This window comes from Paenibacillus sp. FSL H7-689 (assembly GCF_000517905.1).
Classification (GTDB): Bacteria; Bacillota; Bacilli; order Paenibacillales; family Paenibacillaceae; genus Paenibacillus; species Paenibacillus amylolyticus.
The window spans coordinates 406,904-427,962 of sequence record NZ_ASPU01000013.1 but is presented as its reverse complement, the minus strand read 5'-3'; the positions used below and the strand labels follow the sequence as shown (position 1 = coordinate 427,962).

Here is a 21,059-nt window from a genome sequence, read left to right as displayed (position 1 = left end):
AGATTTATGGGGAATGTGTAGAAGAGGCGGAGAATATACATATTATAGTTTCAACTTGTATATACATGTTTACTTATGTAATATAGATATGAAGTTAGCCGAGAACATCACATAAGAGCATTACAATTTATTGGAGGCGTTAACATGAGTTCTAATAACACAACTCCGTCATCTTGGTGGAAGACATCAACGGTGTATCAGGTATATCCGAAGAGTTTTAATGATACAACCGGATCGGGTACTGGAGATATTCGTGGATTAACCGAGAAGCTTGATTATTTGCAGCATCTGGGTATCGATATTGTGTGGTTGCAGCCGGTATATGTATCCCCGCAGCATGATAATGGATATGACGTAGCGGACTATTACCGGATTAATCCGGATTATGGGACGATGGAGGATTTTGACGAACTGCTGAAAGGTCTGAAGGCTCGTGATATGAAACTGATGATTGATATCGTGGTGAATCACTCCTCGACCGATCATGAGTGGTTCCAGCAATCCCGTTCTTCCAAGGATAATCCGTATCGGGATTATTATATTTGGAAAGATCCTGCTCCGGATGGCGGTGTGCCAAACAACTGGCAATCCAAGTTCGGTGGGCCTGCTTGGCAGTTCGATGAACAGACGGGACAATATTTCCTGACTTTATTTGATAAAACGCAGGCAGATCTCAATTGGGAGAATGAAGAAGTACGCAAAGCTGTACGGGATATGATCAAGTTCTGGGCCGAAAAAGGTGTGGATGGTTTCCGTATGGACGTGATCAACCTGATCTCCAAAGACCAGCGGTTCCCTGATGATGATGGTAGCGTGTCACCGGGTGATGGACGCAAATACTACACGGATGGACCGCGTGTGCATGAGTACATCACCGAGATGTACGATGAAGTATTCGGGCCTTACAACATGGTGACCGTAGGGGAGATGTCCTCCACAACACTGGAACATTGTATCCAATATTCGAACCCGGCTTCCCGGGAGTTTTCGATGACGTTTAACTTCCATCACCTGAAAGTGGATTATCCGAATGGTCAGAAGTGGGAACTGATGCCGTATGATTTCGAAGCGATGAAGCAGCTCTTTAGTGAGTGGCAAACTGGCATGCAGGCCGGTGGAGGTTGGAACGCGCTGTTCCTTAATAACCATGATCAGCCGCGGGCACTATCCCGTTTCGCCGATGATGGTGATTATCGTGCCGAAAGTGCGAAGATGCTTGCAACAACGATACACGGCATGCAAGGTACACCTTATGTCTACCAGGGTGAAGAGATCGGCATGCCGAATCCGGTCTGGAATGACGTTAGCGAGTTCCGCGATATCGAATCAACGAACATGTACCGCCTGCTTCAGGAAGAACGAGGCAAATCCGCTGAAGAAGCTTTCAACATTGTAAAAGAGCGTTCCCGGGACAACTCCCGCACACCGATGCAGTGGAATGGAAGTAAGAACGCCGGATTTACTACTGGAACACCTTGGCTGAAGGTGGATGAGCGGTATCCTTCCATTCACGTGGAACAGCAGCTGGCTGATCCAGATTCGATCTACTACCACTACCGCAAATTGATTGCCCTACGTAAACAGGTTAACGTGCTGATCGACGGTCTGTATGAACGATTGGACGATGCACATCCGGATGTATTCGCGTACGCACGGACCAATGGAAGTGAAACCTTGATTGTTGTATCCAACTTCAGTAAACGAGACGTCACGTTCTCGCTTCCGGAAGCGGTCTGGAATGATCACATTGCAGGCAAATCAGCAGAGTTACTCATAGGAAATACGGAGGCAGCCCCTGCGCTGACGCAGGAAATCTCTCTTAGTCCGTATGCATCCTATATGTGGCTTGTGCCACAACAGGACTAATCACATTTTATAAATAGGAAGTGACACTATGGCAATCGATAAAAAACAGGTTGAGGAGATCGTCCGGGCAGTCGGTGGCAAAGAGAATATTGAAGCTGCAACACACTGTGTTACACGACTCCGTTTTGCCTTGTACGATGAGAGTAAAGTGGATACTGAAAGTCTGGATCAGAATGATCTGGTTAAAGGACAGTTCTCTTCCCAAGGACAATTCCAGGTCGTTATTGGGCCTGGTCTGGTAGATAAAGTCTATGATGAGATGATTCAGATTACCGGGGGAGATCGTTCTTCCAAGGATGATGTGAAGGCGGTTGCTGGTAAAAAGCAAAATCCAATCCAGCGAGCGATTAAAACACTCTCGGATATTTTCATTCCGATCTTGCCTGCAATCATTACGGCAGGTCTTTTGCTCGGGATTAACAATATTCTGACAGGTCCAGGCATTTTCTTTGATGGAAAATCATTAGTGGATGTTTATCCAGCCTGGAAGGATCTTGCGTCCATTATTAATACGATCGCAAGTACAGCCTTTACGTTCCTGCCGGCTCTAATTGGTTGGGCAGCTGTAAAAAGGTTCGGCGGCAGTCCGCTGCTCGGGATCGTGCTGGGTCTCATTCTGGTACATCCCGATCTGCTGAGTGCATATGGTTACGCTGATGCCGTGAATAATGGCACGGTGCCAACATGGAATCTGTTCGGTTGGGAGATTGAGAAGATTGGTTATCAAGGGCAGGTTTTGCCAGTACTGGTATCGGCCTATCTGCTTGCAAAGATGGAAATTTTCCTGAATAAAAGGGTACATGATTCGATCAAACTGCTGGTCGTTGCACCAGTTACGTTGCTGATTACCGGATTCCTGGCATTTACAATTATTGGACCGGTTACATTTGCTATTGCAAATGCAATTACTTCCGGCTTGATCTATGTATACGATTCATACGCGGCGCTGGGTGGTCTGATCTACGGTGGTCTGTACGCTTTGCTCGTTATCACCGGTATGCATCACACGTTCCTCGCGGTGGATGTTCAGCTCATTGGTAGTCAAGGCGGTACGTTCCTGTGGCCAATGCTGGCATTGTCCAATATCGCACAAGGCTCGGCGGCACTTGCGATGATGCTTGTCCTGCGTGAAAAGAAAATGAGAGGACTTGCGGCAACGTCTTCGGTATCGGCCTTCCTCGGGGTAACTGAGCCGGCGATCTTCGGAGTGAATATCCGTTACCGTTATCCGTTTATCTTTGGTATGATCGGTTCCGCGATTGGTGGTGTGCTGCTGACGATGAATAATGTTCAGGCAACCTCCATCGGTGTAGGTGGTGTACCTGGATTCCTGTCGATTTTCCCTGACAAATGGGGCGTTTTCTTCATCGGCATGGCGATTGTCTTGGTTGTACCGTTTGTACTGACCGTCCTTTTTGGCAGAGCCAAACTGAGAAAAGAAGATCGTAGTGCAAGCAATGAAACCGTTGCTGAGCCTAAAGCGGCTACATCGCAGTCTGCTTCGGGTGTTACCTCTTCAACTGCAAAAACAGATCCAAACCAGCGCACACGTAGTGCAGCTCAAGTAGGAGACGAAGCCGTGAATACACTGGAAATCATGGCGCCTTTAACAGGCCAGGCCGTGTCACTGGAGCAAGTACCAGATCCGGCTTTTGCCGAGAAACAGATGGGTGAAGGTGTAGCGATTGAACCTTCCGGCAACGTTGTTGTTGCTCCGTTTGATGCTCAGGTAGCTCATGTAATCAAAAGTAAACATGCGGTGATTCTTGAACACGCGAGTGGATTACAAGTTCTGATCCATGTCGGGATTAATACAGTATCCCTCAAGGGTGAAGGCTTCAACATGCATGTGGAAGCTGGCGAGCATGTAAAAGCTGGACAAAAGCTGTTGGAGTTTGATCGTAAGGCAATTGAAGATGCGGGATACCCGCTGATTACACCGATTATCATTCCAGATGGTCAGGATATGGTTGAACGGGTGGAAGTCACGACAGGTGATGTTACATCTAATCAAAATGGTGTGTTGAAGGTTCATCTGAAAGGTTAATTGAATACAACAACAAGAAGGGGCTGCATGATGCGCAGCTCCTTTTTGCTGTATGATCGTTATTTTCATGACGATCATGGTAAACTGTATATAAAATGGAAGAATCACATTTTTAAAATAATGGTGGTTGGAAAGGTTCTTCTGACAAAGCAAGCTTCAGGCATGTTCGAGTCGTGGCGTTCATATGGTGGAGAAAGAGTTCCTAGATCGATGAGGAGGAGAGCCATGACACGTATTGCGGTGATGGTCATTCATGGGCTGGGTATGCGGAAGGATGGGTACGCGGACAAGCTGATTGCTTGTTTGCATAAGGAATTGGACAAGGTGATGGTCTTGCCTGGAGCCTCCAAACAGATGCTGGATATCGAACCTGTATATTGGGCGGATGTATTTGAGGAGCGGGAAGAGGCGCTCTTTCAACAGCTCGTCAGCTCTCCGGGATTGAACTTTCAGGCGTTGCGCCGATTTGTCATCCACTACCTGGCTGATGCGGTTGCTTATCAACCGGTGGAAAATCAAGGCCATAACTACGATGCCGTACATCGAACGTTGAATCAGGCGATGCATACCCTTGCACAGCGTAATGGACCGGAAGCTCCGCTCTGTGTGGTTGCCCATAGTTTGGGTGCCGTAATCGCCAGTAACTTCTTCTACGATCTGCAATATCCCTCCAGTCGTGTGCCTGAGGTTGTGGATGTGAACTCGGCTCTGGAGCGGGGGGATACGCTGACCCATTTTTACTCCTTTGGTACAACCCTGCCCTTATGGAGTTTGCGTTACCATGACTTTAGTTGTCCAATTCAGGTGCCCTCTTCCCATGTGAATCAGTACTATGCTGGGCTGGAAGGGGAGTGGGTGAACTTCTACGATCGGGATGATATTCTGGGTTATCCATTACGCCCCATTGATCCCGCTTATGAGAAAGCGGTCAAAGAAGATATTGAAGTGAACTCTGGCGGCGTGGCTATGAGTTGGAATCCGCTAAGTCATGGGGGGTATTTTTCCAATCGAAGTATGAATCGGAGAATGGCTCAGGGGCTTGCTCGAACCTGGACCTGGATAAATCGCTCATAATATCAGAGGTAGTTCAAAAAGTCCGCTTTTGATTACGAAGGATGCCTAATGGCATCATCAGCATCGAATATGGAATTCATCCCATCTTCTTGGTACTGAAAACCGGTCTTTTTGAACACGTATTGTCAGTACTATAAGTATTGAAATTAGGAGGGAATATGTATGGAATGCAGGACAGGCTGTGCCGCATGTTGTATCGCGATTTCCATATCATCACCGATACCGGGCATGGCTCATGGCAAGCCGGCAGGTGTACGTTGTGTGCAGCTTACCGATGATAATCGTTGCGGAATTTTTGGCCAAAAAGATCGTCCTGCGGTATGCAGTGGGTTGCAAGCTGAGGAAGAGATGTGTGGTAGCACCGATCAGGAAGCATTTGATATTCTAACCTGGTTGGAGCAAGAAACTGCACCAAAGGTAATATGAGTAGGTTGTTTTAATGAATTGGGATAATTATACTTAATAGGGAAGAAGGTTGATTAGAGAGAGGAGACGCGAATACAATGGGGCTTGTTAAACGTTTTGTATTGGTTGTAGTGAATATGATCGGAGAGTTATGGATGGGGTTTTACCGACGTAACTCGGATTATTATGACCATCAGACTTCGGAGTCCAAAAGTAAGATTGGCTATTATGCATTTATTATTGGGGCAACAGTGGTTACGGTGGGCATTGTAGGCTGGATGTACAACCGAATTTATTCATAAGTAGTCATTATGCTTAAAATTGAATGAAGCCAAATGCTGAAGTTAAGTCTGTACAAATAAAAGAGAGTATCCGCAGGATGTGACATCAAATGGATACTCTCTTTGTCATGGAATCGGGGCGAAATATGATCATTGAAGTGAGGGCTCTGCTTTCTTTTCTTTCAACATATGTACAAGAATCATCTTCAGTACGGAAGAGACGATGAAAAAGATAAACAGGATGCGGAACAATTGATACCCGGATACAACCGAAAGATCGGCATTCACTTCATGTGCCATGATACTCATCTGATCCATCCCGCCAGGGGCCATGCTGAGTAGTGAGGTAGCCGCCGAGAGGGAGAATACATTCATTAACAGATAACTCAATCCAAGCGCACCAGCAATGAGAAGTACACTGCTAATCACGGCTAGGGTCACCGTCTGTGTCTTACGTTGCAACTGTTCTGGCTTGAGCATCAGTCCAACATGACTGCCAATCATCAATTGCGATACGTTTAAGAGGGAGGTTGGCAGACTGGGCGTGTGCATCGTTGTGCTTAATTGAACGACACACATGACAATCATGGGACCCAGCATAAAGGCCGTCGGAAATCGGAGTTTGCGTGCAACCCATGCACCCGCTACACAGAGAGGAGCATAGACAAGAATCTCCGGGAAAAGGGAACCCCACGTTGCTACGTCAATGAACGGATGATCCAAACCTCCACCTGCGGTACCTCCAATCCACGGACTGAACAGCAGGAACGGAACACAGAAGACAATCATGATCAGCCGAGTCACCTGCAAAAAGGTAACTAGCGTCAGATTGATGGATTTCATCTCTTCTGCAAGGGACACCATCTGGGACAGTCCTCCTGGAATGCTGCCAACCAGCAGGGAGGGGAAGTCAAAGTCGGTTATCTTTGAAGCGATGTAGGCCGTAATTACACACAATCCGATTAACAGCAAGGTCATCAGAAGCATCATGGGAAGTTGTTGCAAAATGCCGTGCAGTGCCTCTTTTGTTAAGGTGAGTCCAATCGAATAACCTACAATCAGAATGCCATAGTCCCGAATGGAGGCAGGCCACATGAGGGGCCATTTGGCGACTTGGGAGCCAAGCAACATAAATACCATTGGCCCGAGCAACCACGGGATCGGTGTATGAATGGCTGTGAACAGCAATCCGCCAAGAACAGAGACACCCAGACTAAGAAAAAACCGAAAGACAACGTGGGAACCAAGCTTGCGCATCAGTTCCATCCGTTTAGCCTACCGGTTGAATGAGGTGGTATGAGATTCAGGTATGCATTCAGGTTTAATGAAGGATTCATGTTCATGTGTGATCACTCCTGATGATGAGATACGTTGCGTTATCTGCGGAACAACCAGACTGCTACTGTTCAATTCATTAAGATCCTGCGAGAGCCGTAGCGGAAGGTTTGGGTTCTCTGAACATTACAAAGTACATCAGTGATGAAATAACGTATAGACAGCCTGTGATGCTGAAAGTGATCGCGTAACCCCAATACGTTCCGTACGTGGTGACGAGATAGGATTGAACGGGTCCCATGGTCGCCCATCCAATCATGAACGAGGTCTGCATCAGTGAATTGGCAATGCCGCGGCGTTTGTCCGAGATCCGATCCACCAGTATCGCTGAATGAATGGGATTGGCTGCGTTCATCAATGCTTGTCTGAATAAGAAACTGAGCGAAGCGATGAACAACAGATTGGTGAAGCCTGTTAATAGAAGGAAGGGTAGCGACATGACCTGGAAAATGACAACGGCTCTTACGCTTCCGACCTTTGCCGCCAAGGTAGGACCAATCAGCATGGATACAATCGTCATAATCTGACCAAGTGCAATTAGTAAGCTCATGCCGCTCAGAGAAACCGAGAATCGATTGGTGAAATACAGATTCAGATACGGTACAACCAGTCCGGAACCTAATCCAATTAACAACTGAGTCACTATAAACTGACCAATCAGTCGGGAATCTTTTTTCTTCGTGATCGAATCGTCCGTGCTTGGGGTATTTGTTGAACTTTCTTTTAGATCCGTATTGGGTTGAAGAACGGGTTGCGCCGGAATCGTGGTCTGCGGAGCAGCCTTGCCTTCGGTTACAAATAACAGTGGAATAAATGCAGCTAGTGTTGCTGCACCACCAACAAATAAAACCGTCTGCAATCCGGTCACTTTGGCGAGTCCTGCCGTATGTAACAAATCTGCGAATACGCCGCCACCCAGGCTACCAAGAACCTGGGAAGCGAGCACAAGAGATGAATAATAACTGAACATCTTCAGCCGCTGGCTTTTCTTGACGTTTTCCGCCAGATAAGGAATGGCCAGTACTTGGAACACCCCAGCGAAAAGGCCAGAGAATACCGCGAACCAGATCAGTCCTGTAGCCGAATAATCGAAGGAGCGTCCGATCAGAAAGATTCCGCTGAATAACGCCCCGGTAATGAGTAATCGCTTGCGGCTGAACAGATCACCGCATAGACCGATAGGAACAAACATAATGGCTGTTGCGAGTGATTGAATACTTACTATCTGGCCGTTCATTGTATCATTATAGCCCAGACCCTGAATGTACAGATTGTACAAGACAGAGAACATGCCATTTCCGATCTGATACAGAATGCTAGCCAGGAAAAACAGTTGAATATTGCGGGACCAGCCGCGAATTTCATCATTAATATGTTGTAAAACTCTCAAGTGGTTCCCCCCAGTCTGCCTGTGCAGTGATTCCAGTTTAACAGGAAAGGGGAATTTTCGGAAGAATTGACCACTGTTTATTTTGGTACAGGGGCATCAATCACACGAGCAATGACGAATCCATCGTAACCTTTGCTACCGACCGTTTGCAGTGCTGTAGCTTCAAGTCGAGGGTGATCCGCGATCAACTGCAGGAATGATCGAACGCCCTGAACTCTGGGGTCTGTGCTGTCTGTGCGGATCACTTCACCGTCCCTGACGATATTATCACCAATAATAAGACTCCCCGTCCGAGTCAGTCGCAGGGCCCATCTCAGATAATCGGGATTACTCGGTTTGTCAGCATCGATGAAGATCATATCAAACGGTTCCCTGTATTCTTCCTGAACATCGGGAAGGGTGGTTAGGGCAGGACCAACTCTCAGGTCAACCTTGTGCATCAGTCCTGCTCGTGTGAGATTGGCTCGGGCCAAGTCTGCATGGTGTGATTCCGATTCCAGTGAGACGATGCGTCCGTGTTCAGGCAGCGCTTTTGCCATCCAGATGGTACTGTATCCACCCAATGTGCCTATTTCAAGTACACGGGATGCGCCTTGGATTTGCAGCAGGAGCTGAAGTAACTTTCCTTGATTTGGTGTTACATCATGAGCAGGGAGTCCAGCTTCGGCATTGCTTTGCAGTGTATGTTCAAGCAGGGAATCTGATGGAATCAGCAAATCATTCATGTAGTCGTCAACTTGAGTCCAGGTATGCTGTAGGTTGGTCGTATTTATATTTTTCATGTTTACATGTTCCTTTCCTTGTTCCTTGTATTGGATTTCATATTTCAACTATAAATGGAGTAGATGTATAAATAAAATATATATTATGTATGATAATATAACTTTAGATTATGTATTTGACGTGGAAGAGGTGTAAACATGAATCTGCATGGATTACGATTATTTCATGCCATCGTGAGATATGGCGGGGTCACTCGTGCCGCAGAGGAACTAAATATTAGTCAACCTGCGGTATCTTCTCAGGTGAAGAAGTTTGAACGTGAATTGGGAATCCAGCTTTTTGTTTCGGAGGGAAGAAGACTGGTGCTTACGGATGCGGGGATACAGTTAACAGGTTATGCGGAACGTCTGTTCATGCTGGAGCAGGATGTCGAGAATTTTGTGCAGGATTTTCGGGAGGGCAAGAAAGGACTGATCCGTCTTACGGCAACCTACTTGCCTTCGAATTTTCTGTTGCCTGGCTGGATTGCGCGGTTTAAGCAAATGCACGAGGATGTGGAGATTGTTGTGAGCACAACCAACACCCGGATGGCTTTTGACCAGTTGCTTCGTTATGAGGCAGAGATTGCAGTGTATGGTGGAAGTGGCATTACACATGCAGGTGTCCAATGGGATGAATTGTTTGACGATGAGATGTGGTTTGTTGTGCACCCTGACCATCCGTATGCGGGCAAAGAAATCGAGCTACATGAGATGATGGCAGAACCGTTCATTATGCGCGAAGAAGGCAGTGCCACGCGTGAGCGACTCGTTTCCCTTTGCACAACAAATAACCTGGCCGCTCCCCGCATTGCGCTTCAGTTCAACGGGCTGAACGAAACGATTAGTGCGGTGAAGGCAGGTTATGGGGCCAACTTTATATCTTCTTTGGTTGTGAACGAAGATGTGCAGCAAGGCAGGCTGGCACGTGTGTTTGTTCGAGGTGTACAGCTGAGAAATACGGTTGCCGTATGTACACGAGCCGGGGAGGTATTATCACCTGCTGCACAGCATCTGGTCAAGCTTATCCGCCAAGAAGCTGCTTTGATGAAATAAATAGCGTGATTGTACTTAAAACAATTTAAAGTACGTGTTCAAAAAGACTAGTTTTCAGTATCCTAAAGCGGACTTTTGAACAGCCACTTGAACATGGACAGGGTACTTCTTCTATTATTCACTTTTATTAACTTTCGCTTTGTTGTGAAGTTCCCCATGCATGTAATCGGGCGTATAGGGTTACGCCGCCAATGATCAGGACAGGAATCCAGACTGCAATCATGGGCACACGGTGGAACAACAATGCGGCTGCAATGACGCCGATCAAATAGATGACAACAGCACCTGCACGAAGGTAGGAATCTGTGGACAAGGCTTTGGTTAACGATCGGATATTGGCATGTCGCAGCTTTTTGAGGATGTTTACGGTATCCTCGACCACAGCGGCCAAATTATTGGTGAGCACGGTTGTTGAGATGCCAGCAATGCCAATGCGGCGTGCCGCAGTTGTTTGCATCCCCATTGCAACGGCTAGGATGACAATTAACAGATAGGACAGTTGTTCTGAAAATGGACTAATCAGGGCGATCGCGAACAGCAGGAGCAATATGCTTTCAACAGTAAATACAGCTGTGACCTTAGAAGACCAGCCATTTTTGGTCTGCACAGGTCCAACCATATGTGCTGCAATGGCATTGCCGGCAATAAAACCGATGAGAGCAAGCAATGACCGCAGCACGACAAATTCCTGAGCACGGGCAATGGCAATACCGAGCAGTACAATATTTCCCGTCATATTGGCTGTGAGCACATGCCCCAGTCCCAGATATCCGATCAGGTCCACCATTCCGGCAGACATGCAGAGAAGCAACATGGCGTATTTTTGGAGGGTGCTTTGATTCATCCTATCCGTCCTTTCAAAAAAACGTAGCCCCTCCAGTATACAGCCATAACCCACGCTTCTTCAAAATGAAATTCATAGCGCAAGACTTAAGGTGCAGCGAGCCAATCAAACATATTGTTAACCGCTGACTCATGTATTTTCTCGTGAAAATGATGATCCTGCCCGCCATAAGCGTGAAATGTGACCTCTGCACCTCGCCGCTTAAGCCAGTGATACATTCGGGTTCCGTGACTATAATTCACTTGTGTATCTGATGTACCATGCATGATTAGCACGGGACAAGATAGTTTGTTCGCTTTCGACAAGGGAGAACGGGCGAGATAAGCTTCTGGAACCGTGCGTGGGGAACCACCCAGCACCCGTTTCAATGTGCGCCTCAGGTCGGTTCGCTCATGGTAAGTGCGTTCCACATCGGCGACACCGCTCCAAAGAACTAACTTATGTACTCTGTCAGGTCCCTCATTATAGGTCGTTGCGGTATGTACAGCATTAATGGCCCCACGGGAGAAGCCCATTAACGATATCCGAGTCGGGTCAACAAAGGGTAAACGCTGTATCAACCGGTAAGCGGCATGCACATCTTCGGCATCTTTTCCGCCATACTCGTCACGACCTTCACCGCCTTCGTTGCCACGATAGGATGGAGCGAACACGATATAACCTTTATGTACAAATTGCTCAAGCCAAACGGTATTTACCCCGCCATAGCTGCCAAGTCCGCCGCGACAATAGATCAGCACAGGCCATTGTTCCGTTAAGTTATCCGTATCATGCATTGTTGCAGAAGGGTAGTGGCTGGCGAGCGGTTGCAGATGAAGATGTAGAGGCTTATGTATGGAAGCGAAGTCTGGAAAGGAAGAGGAGATAGAGCCGGGATGAGAAGTTTCATATGTTGTGATATCAGGTAATGAACAACCTTGTGGCAGGTATAAATAAGCTTTAACCCGAAGTGTATCGGATGAATACGTCACTTGATAGAGCAGGAAAATCCACCTCTTTTATTAATAATTGCAGGCCAAATGACAGGGATGCTTCTATAGGATGCGCGTAAAATAAGTTCCCATACCTTCCAGGCTGAATCGCCAGCCCAAATGTGAGAAATTCGTTTATTGGCTCCATATGATTTATAATGGTTCAGGAGACATGTGGATTGACCACTTGTTCTCATATTCATAAAACTAATTTCAGTGTGCAGAAAGAAAGGGAGAAAGCCATGATGAACGCTCCACATCCAATCGATCAATTCAAGAAATTCAAATATGAAATTACCAGATTTATGATGATCTATAAATTTGCTCTGGATCAAATGGAGACCAAGATTGAAGTCCTGAAGGAAGAATTCCAGTCTTTGCATGATTACAGTCCAATTGAACATACAAAGTCCAGACTGAAATCACCTGAGAGCATTATGAACAAGATGTTCCGCAAAAATCATGAGTTAACGTTTGAGAGCATCAAGCAAAATATCAAGGATATCGCCGGGGTACGGATTACATGTTCCTTTATCTCGGATATCTATCGCATTAAGGATATGCTGTGCAACCAGAGTGATCTGCGTGTACTGGAGGTCAAAGACTACATCGAGAATCCAAAGCCAAACGGCTACCAAAGCCTTCACCTTCTGGTGGAAGTGCCTGTGTACATGTCCAATGGTGAGGAACGAGCATGTGTGGAGATCCAGATCCGTACAATCGCGATGGATTTCTGGGCGAGTCTGGAGCATAAGATTTTTTATAAATACAATAAGGATGTTCCCGAGCATTTGACGAGAGAGTTAAAGAGTGCGGCAGATTCGGCAAATGCGCTGGATCAACAGATGGAGCGACTTCACCGGGAAATACAGGAGATTAAGGACGCCGATAACGAACGGGATGAAGAAGAACTGCGCCGTATTATTATTAACAATCAACAGTTCACACTGCCGTCCAACCTGCTCAAGCTACTGGGTAGCGGGGAGTAGTATTTGATGAAAAGTACAACAGCTTCATTGAACACAAACTCCACATCTCGTGTACGAATGGCTTTAATTCTGGGGACACTGTCGGCCTTTGGGCCGTTGTCCCTGGATATGTATTTACCCGCATTGCCCACGCTGGCTGATGAGTTTGGTTCATCTACTTCGTATGCTCAACTCAGTCTGACGGCGTGTATGATTGGACTTGCGGTTGGACAGTTGCTTGCCGGACCTCTAAGTGATGTACGTGGTCGGCGAACACCGCTCATTGCAGGGCTTGTGCTCTATACGATCGCCTCCATACTTTGCTTGGTCAGCCCGACGATGGGCTCTTTTGTTGTGCTACGGTTTATTCAAGGTGTAGCTGGATCGGCAGGGATTGTCATCTCGCGCGCAATCGTCAGAGACGTATATTCGGGCCCGGAACTGACACGGTTCTTCTCCCTGTTAATGCTGATAAACGGCGTAGCCCCGATTGCTGCACCAATCATTGGTGGACAATTGTTGACGTATACATCGTGGCGCGGCGTGTTTATTTTGCTCAGCCTTATCGGTATACTGACGCTGTTGGCTGTCATTTTCGGTCTTGGAGAGACATTACCTTCCAATCGCAGATCAAGCGGAGGATTGAAGCAGACATTACTTACGTTTCGCCAAATCGCGGGGGATCGTCAGTTTATGGGTTATGCGTTAACCCAAGGATTTGTAGCTGCTGGCATGTTTGCGTACATATCAGGTTCACCGTTTGTGCTTCAGAAAATATACGGGGTATCCCCGCAAATGTTCAGTGTATGCTTCGCCATTAACGGGTTAGGCATTATTCTGGCCAGTCAGATTGCCGGTAGACTTGCAGGAAAGGTATCAGAGAATCGCCTGTTAATCGCGGGGCTGCTAACCGCGGCGCTCGGAGGAACTTCATTGCTCATCGCCATTCTGGCTGGAGGTAATCTAATCTCTGTACTGATTCCGCTATTTTTGGTGGTATCCAGTGTTGGGTTGGTCAATACCGCGTCCTTTGCCTTGGCGATGGCCAATCAGGAGAAGTCGGCAGGCAGTGCTTCTGCGCTTATTGGTGTGATGACGTTCCTGTTCGGTGGTATTGTCGCTCCACTCGTAGGTCTCGGAGGAGAAGGCACAGCTGTGCCAATGGGAATCGTTATCGCGTGTGCTGATCTCGGTGCCTTGGTGATTTACTTCCTAATGGTCAGTAGAGGCGGGAAGCGCCAGAACGATCAAGTGTTGAGTTAAATGTACTGATTCTGTACACCTTGCGTTTATGGAGTCTTAGTAATGTAAAGGTACATCTGGATAAAAGGACGAAAAAGAGCCTCACTTGGAAGGAATTATGCTTCCAAGTGGGGCTCTTGCTGTAGGTAAGGACAGGTTTAGCAGAGCGCAAACAAAATCTGTGTATTGGACAGTATACCTGGCGTGAGGAATGGATAGAAGTAGCCCACCACAAAACCAAACAGATTAATTGCAGGCCACATCAGGTAGACATCATTGTATGTGAAGACAAGGGACCACCGGTTATAGCAAAAGTTGGGCAGCGCACGTTCTTCGTTCTCTCGAGGTGCCGCTGCACCAGTCTGTGCAAATTGAACCGCTTGAGTGAGGCTTTGCGGCTGCTGCTGGAGTAAGAGCGGAAGCAGACCCGGGCTGCTTTTGATCAGGTTATACAGAAAAAGCATTTCTGCCGGAGGCTGACCTACCGGACGAGGATAGGCACTAAGCAGGGTGGGCAGGTTGCCTTGAGTTAGTTGCGCAGGTACGCCCGGTGCTGTACCCGGAATTGTACCTGGAATGCCTCCAGGGATATATGGACCGGGTCCTCCGCCTGGAATGTATGGAGGATAGGCGCCTTGACCGCCAGGGATACCAGGAAACGTCGGACCACCCGGTGTGCCGCCACCGCCACCTCCTGGGAACAGGGGAGGCAATTGAAAGGAACGGTCTTCTCCATAATTTAGATAAGGGTTATATTCGTAATACATGTACAGAACATCCTTCCTGTCGTCGTATTCTGCATTCAGCATATGGCGGCATCCGCCTATAGGTGAATGCCGTCAAGAAGATTTTAGATGATCTATATAGTTGAACTAATCCTTTACACAAACGGAGAGGATAGAAAAAACTGAAAAAGCGAAGCGGTCGCTTAAAAGCTTTCTGAAAGAAAGCTGCATCGGAAGCATACGCTATCACCGGATTTTCCCTTAGAGAAAGGGGAATCAAAAAAATCTGGGGATAACAGCGATTGGGAGGTTGTTCTATCATCGTAGTGTCAGTGTAAATAAATTTTAGTTCAACTGTATAGCGCAGAATATAATCGAATTGACAACTGAACTGATAACAATTATCATTGTCAATGGAATCGGACAAATGTACATACGGATATTATATGTATCAATAATAGTGTCAATATTTTTGAACATTGAAATCTGTCACAATAACGCCGAATAAGGTTTTTATAATGAATTGAAAGGGGATATATCAAGTGTTTAAGAGAAATAAAAAGATGATCATGCTTCTAATGACGGTGATGGTTATGTCCATCTGGTTGGCCGCGTGTGGAGCGAAGCCTGCAGAGGATGGAGCAGCAGGAGAGAACGATACAACAACGGAGACTGAGACACAAACAGAAGCCGCTAAAGAGCGCACATTAACAGATGCAATGGGACACGAAGTAACCATCCCGGCTAACCCTGAACGTGTCATCGCGTCTTATCTGGAAGACCATCTCGTTACACTCGGTGTTAAGCCAGCGGCACAGTGGTCCATCAACAACGGCAATGGTTTGCAGGATTATCTGCAAAATGATCTGAATGGCATACCTGGTATTGCAAGTGATCTACCTTTTGAAGCCATGGCCAGTTTCTCACCAGACCTGATTATTATGGGTTCTGAAAGTACAGTGGAAGGGGAGAAATACGAACAGTACAACAAAATTGCCCCTACTTATGTACTCGGAGATGAGGTCAACAAGGACTCGCGTCAGGCTCTGCTCAAGATCGGCGAGCTTTTGAACAAATCGGATGTAGCGCAGAAGGCGCTTGATGATTATGATGCCAAGGCAAAGGAAATCAAAGAAAAAGTAACTGCTGTTACTGGAGGAACAAAATCCGCTGCAGCGTTGTGGTTATTCAATAACAAGTTTTATGTTGTAAGCAACAATGTTTCCAGTGGTGAAGTGATGTACAACGAACTTGGACTTGCAGAGCCTAATGTTGTGAAGGAAGCATCCGCGAAAGCAACGGGTAACTGGTCTGAGATTTCATTGGAGAAGATCGCGGAAATGGACACAGACTATCTATTCCTGGTGAACAGTGACAAGGGAGCAGGCTCAGAAGCGCTGAAAGATGCCGTATGGCAGAGCATTCCTGCTGTAAAGACAGGTAATGTCTTTGAATTCACCCGGTCCAGTAGCTGGTTGTACAGCGGAGTTCAAGCGAACCTTCAAATTATGGAAGACATTCTGAACAGCATTGTTAAATAAGAAAAAGCATGTTCGTACTTCCTGGTGCAATCGCACCAGGGAGTTTTTTTGTTAATTCAGCATTTTACGTTATATAATAAATATGAGTGTGTTATCGTGTCCTGAAGTGAAATTGACACTTGTTACACGAGCATGGAAGGGGATATTTACATATGTATACATTGGATCCGCGTGAAATAACGGGAAGAGACAACTATAAACTGATGAGTGGTTCGGTGGTACCACGTCCAATTGCTTTTGTGACGACACTTTCAGATAAGAATGGTGTAATTAATGCAGCGCCTTTTAGTTTCTTTAATGTGGTTAGTTCGGACCCACCGCTGTTATCCATATCCATTGCACGTAAAGACGGTATCATGAAAGATACTGCGCGTAATGTGCTTGCTCATCAAGAACTGGTCGTGCATATCTGTGATGAAGCAATCATAACAGAAGTGAATGAGACAGCAGCCATACTGGAACCCCACGAAAGTGAGCTTGAGCGGACAAAACTGACTACAGTGCCAAGTACCAAGGTTGCTGTGCCAGGAATTCAGGAAGCACTCATTCGGATGGAGTGTGAGCTGTATCAACACATTCCGATCACGAATGATGAGGGCAAACCAGTGAGTGACCTGCTGCTGGTACGCATTGTACAGTATCATTTCAGCGAACAAGTCTACAATCCGGACAAGGGCTATATCCTGATGGATCATTTGAAACCAGTCAGCCGACTGGCGGGTAATGATTATGCCAAGCTTGGGGAGAGATTCACGATAATTCGGCCTGAATAGTTCTGACAGATCGAATATGTAATATAGGAACGGGTTTAATCCGGTATCAAAGGCGGACAGCACGTGCGAAACTCGCATAAGTTGTCCGCCTTTGCTTGTTAATATGAACATAAACAGGACAGGTAGTGAATAGACTTGTACTATATCCTGCACACATGTCATATGAACCTATTTTATATATAGGTTGTTTAAAAAGCCTACTTTTGAACACGTACTATAAGGGGGTTAAGCCGATGAACCAGCTTGAGGCAAATACTGGGGCAAGTATTATGGGAATAGGAACGGCGTGGCCTGCCCACCGTATTGAGCAAAAGGATGTGTCTGCCCGTCTCGCGCAAGCGCTGGAACATGAGCCAGATGCGAGAAGGTGGGCCAAACGAATCTTTAATCAGTGCGGTGTAGAGACTCGGTATACGTGTGAACCGAATCTGCTTGAGCCTGTTGATTCTTGCCGATATTTACCCTTTACCAATGCGGACGAGGTTCCGACTACATCCGAGCGTATGGGCAAATACAAAGCTGCTGCTGTTCCACTTGGTCTCGAGGCGGTCGGACAGGCCCTTCGGGATGCAGACGTAACCTCCTCGGAACTTACACATCTCATTACGGTGAGTTGCACGGGGCAATTCCTGCCCGGACTTGATGTTCGGCTGATCCAACAGCTTGAACTTTCACCGCAGATCAACCGGATTCCACTGGTGTTTCAAGGATGTGCAGCCGGTCTGAAGGCGATCCAACTGGCGAATTCCATTGTAACGACAGATCAGAAGGCTACAGTTCTCATCGTGTGTGTGGAACTATGCACACTTCACTTTCAGCCATCTGCCAAACGGGACGACCTGTATGCCGCATCGTTTTTCGGAGACGGTGCCTCTGCCTGTGTTATTGGTGCGTCAGAAACAGACCGCAATGAATGTTTTCGATTAGGTCGTGGGCACTCAACGCTGCTCCCGGATTGTGCAGAAGAAATGATCTGGGAAGTGGGCAATACAGGCTTTGATCTCTACCTGTCACCACAGATTCCGAAGCTGCTTGGTTTGCATCTCGGTTCAGAGGTAGAACGGTTGCTGGAGGGGAGCGGTTTACCGGAAATATGGGCGATCCATCCGGGAGGCAGAGGCATCGTGGATGCCGTTCAGAAGCTATATCAGTTGACAGATGAGCAGGTCTCCTACAGCCGAAACATCCTGCGGGATTATGGCAACCTGTCGTCCGTGACGATTCTTTTTGTTCTTCAAGCCATCCGTGAGGATTACAGACAGAAGGAAGAGCATTCCAGTGGGATAGCGCTGGCCTTTGGCCCGGGACTGACGGCAGAGTTACTTCCTTTTACATACATCCCTGCCCCCATTGCGAACAGAACACCTGTGAATCATGGCATTCAATAGTTCGCGAACCCGAGTGAAGGAGATATACACCGTAAGTGTATGAATGTGCTTATGATCTTACCGATGAACATAATTGAATGACTAATCTGATCGCAGAGGAGCTAAGGTATGGGTTATCGCAGACTTGCTGCCTTCATCAGCCGATATCCTCGGTTCATTATTCTCTGCTGGGTATTTATCATCGGGATGTCAGCGGTCTGGGCGTGGAAGTTACCTGACATTGTTCAGGATCACGGATTAAAACGGGTTCACGGGGATGCGCAAGCGGTTGAACTTGTTCTGGAGGATGAATTCGGATCTCCTGCTGATCCGGTTATTCTGGTTTTTGAGAAAAAGGAAAATACCTCGCCGTTACAGTTCAGGCAGTGGATCAAGGATCGTTTGACACAGGTTCAAGTGTTGCCTGCGGTAACCTCTATCACGTCCCCTTTGGATGCTAGCGAAAGGGTGACGCTTAAAGACCATAGGGCATATTCCCTTGTGAAAATGGATGTGCCCGCGCATCAGATGGGTCCCCCACTGGAGCAGTTGCGCGCCGTGCTGGAAACAGACGGTCCAGGTACGGTGCAATTGACGGGGAAGGCAGTCGTGCAGCAGGATGTCAATAATCTGAGCTTTCGTGATCTGGAACGGGCAGAGATGGTGGGCCTGCCGATTGCCCTGATCGTTTTGTGTTTTGCATTCAGGGGGCTATATGCTGCATTGATTGCTGTCATGATGGGGATCAGTGCTGTGATTACTGCGATGGGAGTCACGACACTCCTTGGTTATCATCTGGAATTGTCCAACTTTATCATTAATGTGATTCCAATGGTGGGCATGGCACTGAGTATAGACTTTGCTTTGATCATCCTGAGCAGGTACAGGGAAGAAGTTCAGCGGGTCTACGAAGATGAAAGCGAAGTTAACGTTACAGGCAGCAGTCTGGATATGCAGAGCGAGGTTTTGCGGAGCGAGATTCTTCAGCGAACATTGCGTACAGCAGGCAGAGCGGTGTTGTTCTCGGCAGCTTGTGTGCTCCTTGGGCTACTGGGTCTGCTCTGGATCAGACTGCCGATGTTTCTGAGTGTCTCCTTGGGGGCTATTATTGTTCTGCTCCTATCGCTACTGTTAAATGTTACGCTGCTGCCAGCTCTGCTGTCACTGTCTGCGGATCGGGTATTCAGGCGAAAGTTAGTCCATTGGTTACCCAGACGCTCGGTCTGGCATCGATGGTCAGCGATGGTCATGAAACGACCCGTCAGTATGGCCATTGGAGGTACGGTTGTGCTGCTCCTGTGTGTTTATCCAGTGACCCGGCTGGAACTGTCCGTCCCGGATGCCTCTTCACTGCCAGAGAGAATGGAGTCCCGCCAGGCAGCCGAGCAGTTGCAACATGATTTGGGGAAAAAGAATACCTCCGTCATCGAGATTCTGATTGGCGGACAGCAGGAACTGTTGACTGCCTCTCACTGGCAGTTGGCCCACAACAAAGCCCGTCAACTACTGCAGGACTCAGGCGTATTGAGCATTGTTTCACCATGGGGCCTATTACAGCCGAATCAAAATGACTATCAGAGCCTTTTTCAAATTCCACCGTTGGAGCTCACTCCTTCCATAGAAGGCAAGGAGTCAACAAGGGCCTCATGGCTGCGTTCAACGGTCTCTGATCACTCGATTCGATTGATAGCCACCGTCCACGGGGAGCCTGGGTCGGAACAGGTTGCAGACTGGCTGGAACGAATAAGGAATAGCGATCATGCACCAGGTTTCAATAACGTAAAACTACGTTATGGTGGGGAAGCTGCCAAGCAGTATGAAATAATGCAGGAAGTCACAAGTCAACTGCCCAAAGTGATGGTATTTGTAGTGGTCACCAATTATCTTGTGTTACTGGCGGCATTCCGATCGATGCTCATTCCAATCAAGGCAATTGTGATGAATCTGCTCAGCTTAGCCGCTTCATTTGGCATATTGGTGTGGGTGTTCAATGAAGGACATCTAGGTATGGAGCCGTCAGCCATTGCCATTATGATTCCTGTATTCATTGCAGGATTGGTGTTTGGCATATCCATGGATTATGGTGTGTTTATGCTGAGCCGTATCCAGGAAGTGTATAGACGAACCGGAGACAGTGATGTGGCTGTCCAACAGGGATTGGCTTCTACAGGCCGTCTGGTCACCTCCGCAGCGGCCATTCTGCTTGCGGTGACCGTGCCGTTTGCCTTTGCTGAAGTCGCAGGTGTGAGGCAGTTAGGGATCGGAATCACGGTAGCGGTGTTGATTGACGTTACATTAATCCGTCTAATACTGGTACCTGCATTGATGAAATTAATGGGCAGGTGGAACTGGTGGCTGCCAGGTCAGATGAAATGAAGGGTATTTCCGTAACCTGTCTTCAGGTTGGAGATAT

General features: G+C 47.3%; 18 protein-coding genes. 12 read left to right on the top strand and 6 right to left on the bottom strand.

Annotated features, from left to right (window positions below):
• Positions 1-144 precede the first annotated feature (144 nt).
• The 5 genes from treC (at position 145) to C170_RS09350 (ending at position 5,694) form a co-directional block, all read left to right on the top strand.
• Positions 145-1,866: an alpha,alpha-phosphotrehalase gene (gene treC / locus C170_RS09370; RefSeq protein WP_036608755.1), complete on the top strand. Its 1,722-nt coding sequence runs from the start codon at positions 145-147 to the stop codon at positions 1,864-1,866.
• A 28-nt stretch (positions 1,867-1,894) separates the two neighbouring features.
• Entirely contained in the window at positions 1,895-3,913 is a 2,019-nt protein-coding gene (gene treP / locus C170_RS09365; protein ID WP_036608753.1) for a PTS system trehalose-specific EIIBC component, read from the top strand.
• Between the two features lie 225 nt (positions 3,914-4,138).
• Positions 4,139-4,987 (top strand): hypothetical protein, encoded by an 849-nt coding sequence (locus C170_RS09360; protein ID WP_036608751.1) that lies wholly within the window; start codon positions 4,139-4,141, stop codon positions 4,985-4,987.
• Between the two features lie 162 nt (positions 4,988-5,149).
• Entirely contained in the window at positions 5,150-5,413 is a 264-nt protein-coding gene (locus C170_RS09355) for a YkgJ family cysteine cluster protein (RefSeq protein ID WP_017688873.1), read from the top strand.
• 77 nt (positions 5,414-5,490) lie between these two features.
• Positions 5,491-5,694, top strand: coding sequence for a hypothetical protein (locus C170_RS09350; protein WP_017688872.1), 204 nt, complete (start codon positions 5,491-5,493; stop codon positions 5,692-5,694).
• Between the two features lie 129 nt (positions 5,695-5,823).
• Here C170_RS09350 and C170_RS09345 read toward each other — a convergent pair whose 3' ends face one another.
• The 3 genes from C170_RS09345 to C170_RS09335 all read right to left on the bottom strand — a co-directional run bounded on the left by C170_RS09345 (position 5,824) and on the right by C170_RS09335 (position 9,180).
• Positions 5,824-6,939: an AbrB family transcriptional regulator gene (locus C170_RS09345; protein ID WP_235200739.1), complete on the bottom strand. Its 1,116-nt coding sequence runs from the start codon at positions 6,937-6,939 to the stop codon at positions 5,824-5,826.
• Between the two features lie 148 nt (positions 6,940-7,087).
• Complete coding sequence (locus tag C170_RS09340; RefSeq protein ID WP_036608748.1) at positions 7,088-8,398, bottom strand: MFS transporter; 1,311 nt, start codon at positions 8,396-8,398, stop codon at positions 7,088-7,090.
• A 77-nt stretch (positions 8,399-8,475) separates the two neighbouring features.
• The gene (locus tag C170_RS09335) at positions 8,476-9,180 is read right to left on the bottom strand and encodes an O-methyltransferase (RefSeq protein WP_051447094.1); all 705 of its coding nucleotides are present in this window, start codon (positions 9,178-9,180) and stop codon (positions 8,476-8,478) included.
• A gap of 138 nt (positions 9,181-9,318) precedes the next feature.
• Here C170_RS09335 and C170_RS09330 point away from each other — a divergent pair, with 138 nt between their 5' ends.
• Positions 9,319-10,215, top strand: coding sequence for a LysR family transcriptional regulator (locus C170_RS09330; RefSeq protein WP_036608744.1), 897 nt, complete (start codon positions 9,319-9,321; stop codon positions 10,213-10,215).
• A 127-nt stretch (positions 10,216-10,342) separates the two neighbouring features.
• On the opposite strand, the gene C170_RS09325 is transcribed toward C170_RS09330, so the two are convergent.
• The gene (locus C170_RS09325; RefSeq protein ID WP_036608741.1) at positions 10,343-11,059 is read right to left on the bottom strand and encodes a YoaK family protein; all 717 of its coding nucleotides are present in this window, start codon (positions 11,057-11,059) and stop codon (positions 10,343-10,345) included.
• 86 nt (positions 11,060-11,145) lie between these two features.
• A complete protein-coding gene (locus C170_RS09320; protein WP_327196631.1) occupies positions 11,146-11,799 on the bottom strand; it encodes an alpha/beta hydrolase family protein in 654 nt (217 codons plus the stop codon).
• 476 nt (positions 11,800-12,275) lie between these two features.
• Here C170_RS09320 and C170_RS09315 point away from each other — a divergent pair, with 476 nt between their 5' ends.
• Together C170_RS09315 and C170_RS09310 are read left to right on the top strand one after the other, a co-directional pair.
• Positions 12,276-13,019 (top strand): GTP pyrophosphokinase, encoded by a 744-nt coding sequence (locus tag C170_RS09315; RefSeq protein ID WP_036608962.1) that lies wholly within the window; start codon positions 12,276-12,278, stop codon positions 13,017-13,019.
• 6 nt (positions 13,020-13,025) lie between these two features.
• Complete coding sequence (locus C170_RS09310; RefSeq protein ID WP_036608737.1) at positions 13,026-14,261, top strand: multidrug effflux MFS transporter; 1,236 nt, start codon at positions 13,026-13,028, stop codon at positions 14,259-14,261.
• Positions 14,262-14,398: 137 nt separating this feature from the next.
• On the opposite strand, the gene C170_RS30010 is transcribed toward C170_RS09310, so the two are convergent.
• Positions 14,399-15,049 carry a hypothetical protein gene (locus C170_RS30010; RefSeq protein ID WP_051447092.1) on the bottom strand — a complete coding sequence of 217 codons (651 nt, stop codon included), beginning with the start codon at positions 15,047-15,049 and terminating at the stop codon, positions 14,399-14,401.
• A gap of 458 nt (positions 15,050-15,507) precedes the next feature.
• On the opposite strand from C170_RS30010, the gene C170_RS09300 reads away from it, so the two are divergent.
• From C170_RS09300 to C170_RS09285, 4 genes are all read left to right on the top strand, one after another.
• Complete coding sequence (locus tag C170_RS09300) at positions 15,508-16,506, top strand: ABC transporter substrate-binding protein (RefSeq protein WP_155985041.1); 999 nt, start codon at positions 15,508-15,510, stop codon at positions 16,504-16,506.
• 152 nt (positions 16,507-16,658) lie between these two features.
• Complete coding sequence (locus tag C170_RS09295) at positions 16,659-17,279, top strand: flavin reductase family protein (RefSeq protein ID WP_036608732.1); 621 nt, start codon at positions 16,659-16,661, stop codon at positions 17,277-17,279.
• Positions 17,280-17,512: 233 nt separating this feature from the next.
• The gene (locus C170_RS09290) at positions 17,513-18,667 is read left to right on the top strand and encodes a type III polyketide synthase (protein WP_036608727.1); all 1,155 of its coding nucleotides are present in this window, start codon (positions 17,513-17,515) and stop codon (positions 18,665-18,667) included.
• 108 nt (positions 18,668-18,775) lie between these two features.
• A complete protein-coding gene (locus C170_RS09285) occupies positions 18,776-21,022 on the top strand; it encodes an MMPL family transporter (RefSeq protein ID WP_036608724.1) in 2,247 nt (748 codons plus the stop codon).
• Positions 21,023-21,059: the final 37 nt, after the last annotated feature.

What these genes read in the sequence shown, in the direction of transcription:
- C170_RS09330 (WP_036608744.1), top strand. Translation starts at nt 9,319, where the DNA reads ATGAATCTGCATGGATTACGATTATTTCATGCCATCGTGAGATATGGC.
- C170_RS09310 (WP_036608737.1), top strand. Translation starts at nt 13,026, where the DNA reads ATGAAAAGTACAACAGCTTCATTGAACACAAACTCCACATCTCGTGTA.
- C170_RS09360 (WP_036608751.1), top strand. Translation starts at nt 4,139, where the DNA reads ATGACACGTATTGCGGTGATGGTCATTCATGGGCTGGGTATGCGGAAG.
- C170_RS09315 (WP_036608962.1), top strand. Translation starts at nt 12,276, where the DNA reads ATGAACGCTCCACATCCAATCGATCAATTCAAGAAATTCAAATATGAA.
- C170_RS09295 (WP_036608732.1), top strand. Translation starts at nt 16,659, where the DNA reads ATGTATACATTGGATCCGCGTGAAATAACGGGAAGAGACAACTATAAA.
- C170_RS09285 (WP_036608724.1), top strand. Translation starts at nt 18,776, where the DNA reads ATGGGTTATCGCAGACTTGCTGCCTTCATCAGCCGATATCCTCGGTTC.
- C170_RS09325 (WP_036608741.1), bottom strand. Translation starts at nt 11,059, where the DNA reads ATGAATCAAAGCACCCTCCAAAAATACGCCATGTTGCTTCTCTGCATG.
- treC (WP_036608755.1), top strand. Translation starts at nt 145, where the DNA reads ATGAGTTCTAATAACACAACTCCGTCATCTTGGTGGAAGACATCAACG.
- C170_RS30010 (WP_051447092.1), bottom strand. Translation starts at nt 15,049, where the DNA reads ATGCTGAATGCAGAATACGACGACAGGAAGGATGTTCTGTACATGTAT.
- C170_RS09335 (WP_051447094.1), bottom strand. Translation starts at nt 9,180, where the DNA reads ATGAAAAATATAAATACGACCAACCTACAGCATACCTGGACTCAAGTT.
- C170_RS09345 (WP_235200739.1), bottom strand. Translation starts at nt 6,939, where the DNA reads ATGGAACTGATGCGCAAGCTTGGTTCCCACGTTGTCTTTCGGTTTTTT.
- C170_RS09350 (WP_017688872.1), top strand. Translation starts at nt 5,491, where the DNA reads ATGGGGCTTGTTAAACGTTTTGTATTGGTTGTAGTGAATATGATCGGA.
- C170_RS09355 (WP_017688873.1), top strand. Translation starts at nt 5,150, where the DNA reads ATGGAATGCAGGACAGGCTGTGCCGCATGTTGTATCGCGATTTCCATA.
- treP (WP_036608753.1), top strand. Translation starts at nt 1,895, where the DNA reads ATGGCAATCGATAAAAAACAGGTTGAGGAGATCGTCCGGGCAGTCGGT.
- C170_RS09290 (WP_036608727.1), top strand. Translation starts at nt 17,513, where the DNA reads ATGAACCAGCTTGAGGCAAATACTGGGGCAAGTATTATGGGAATAGGA.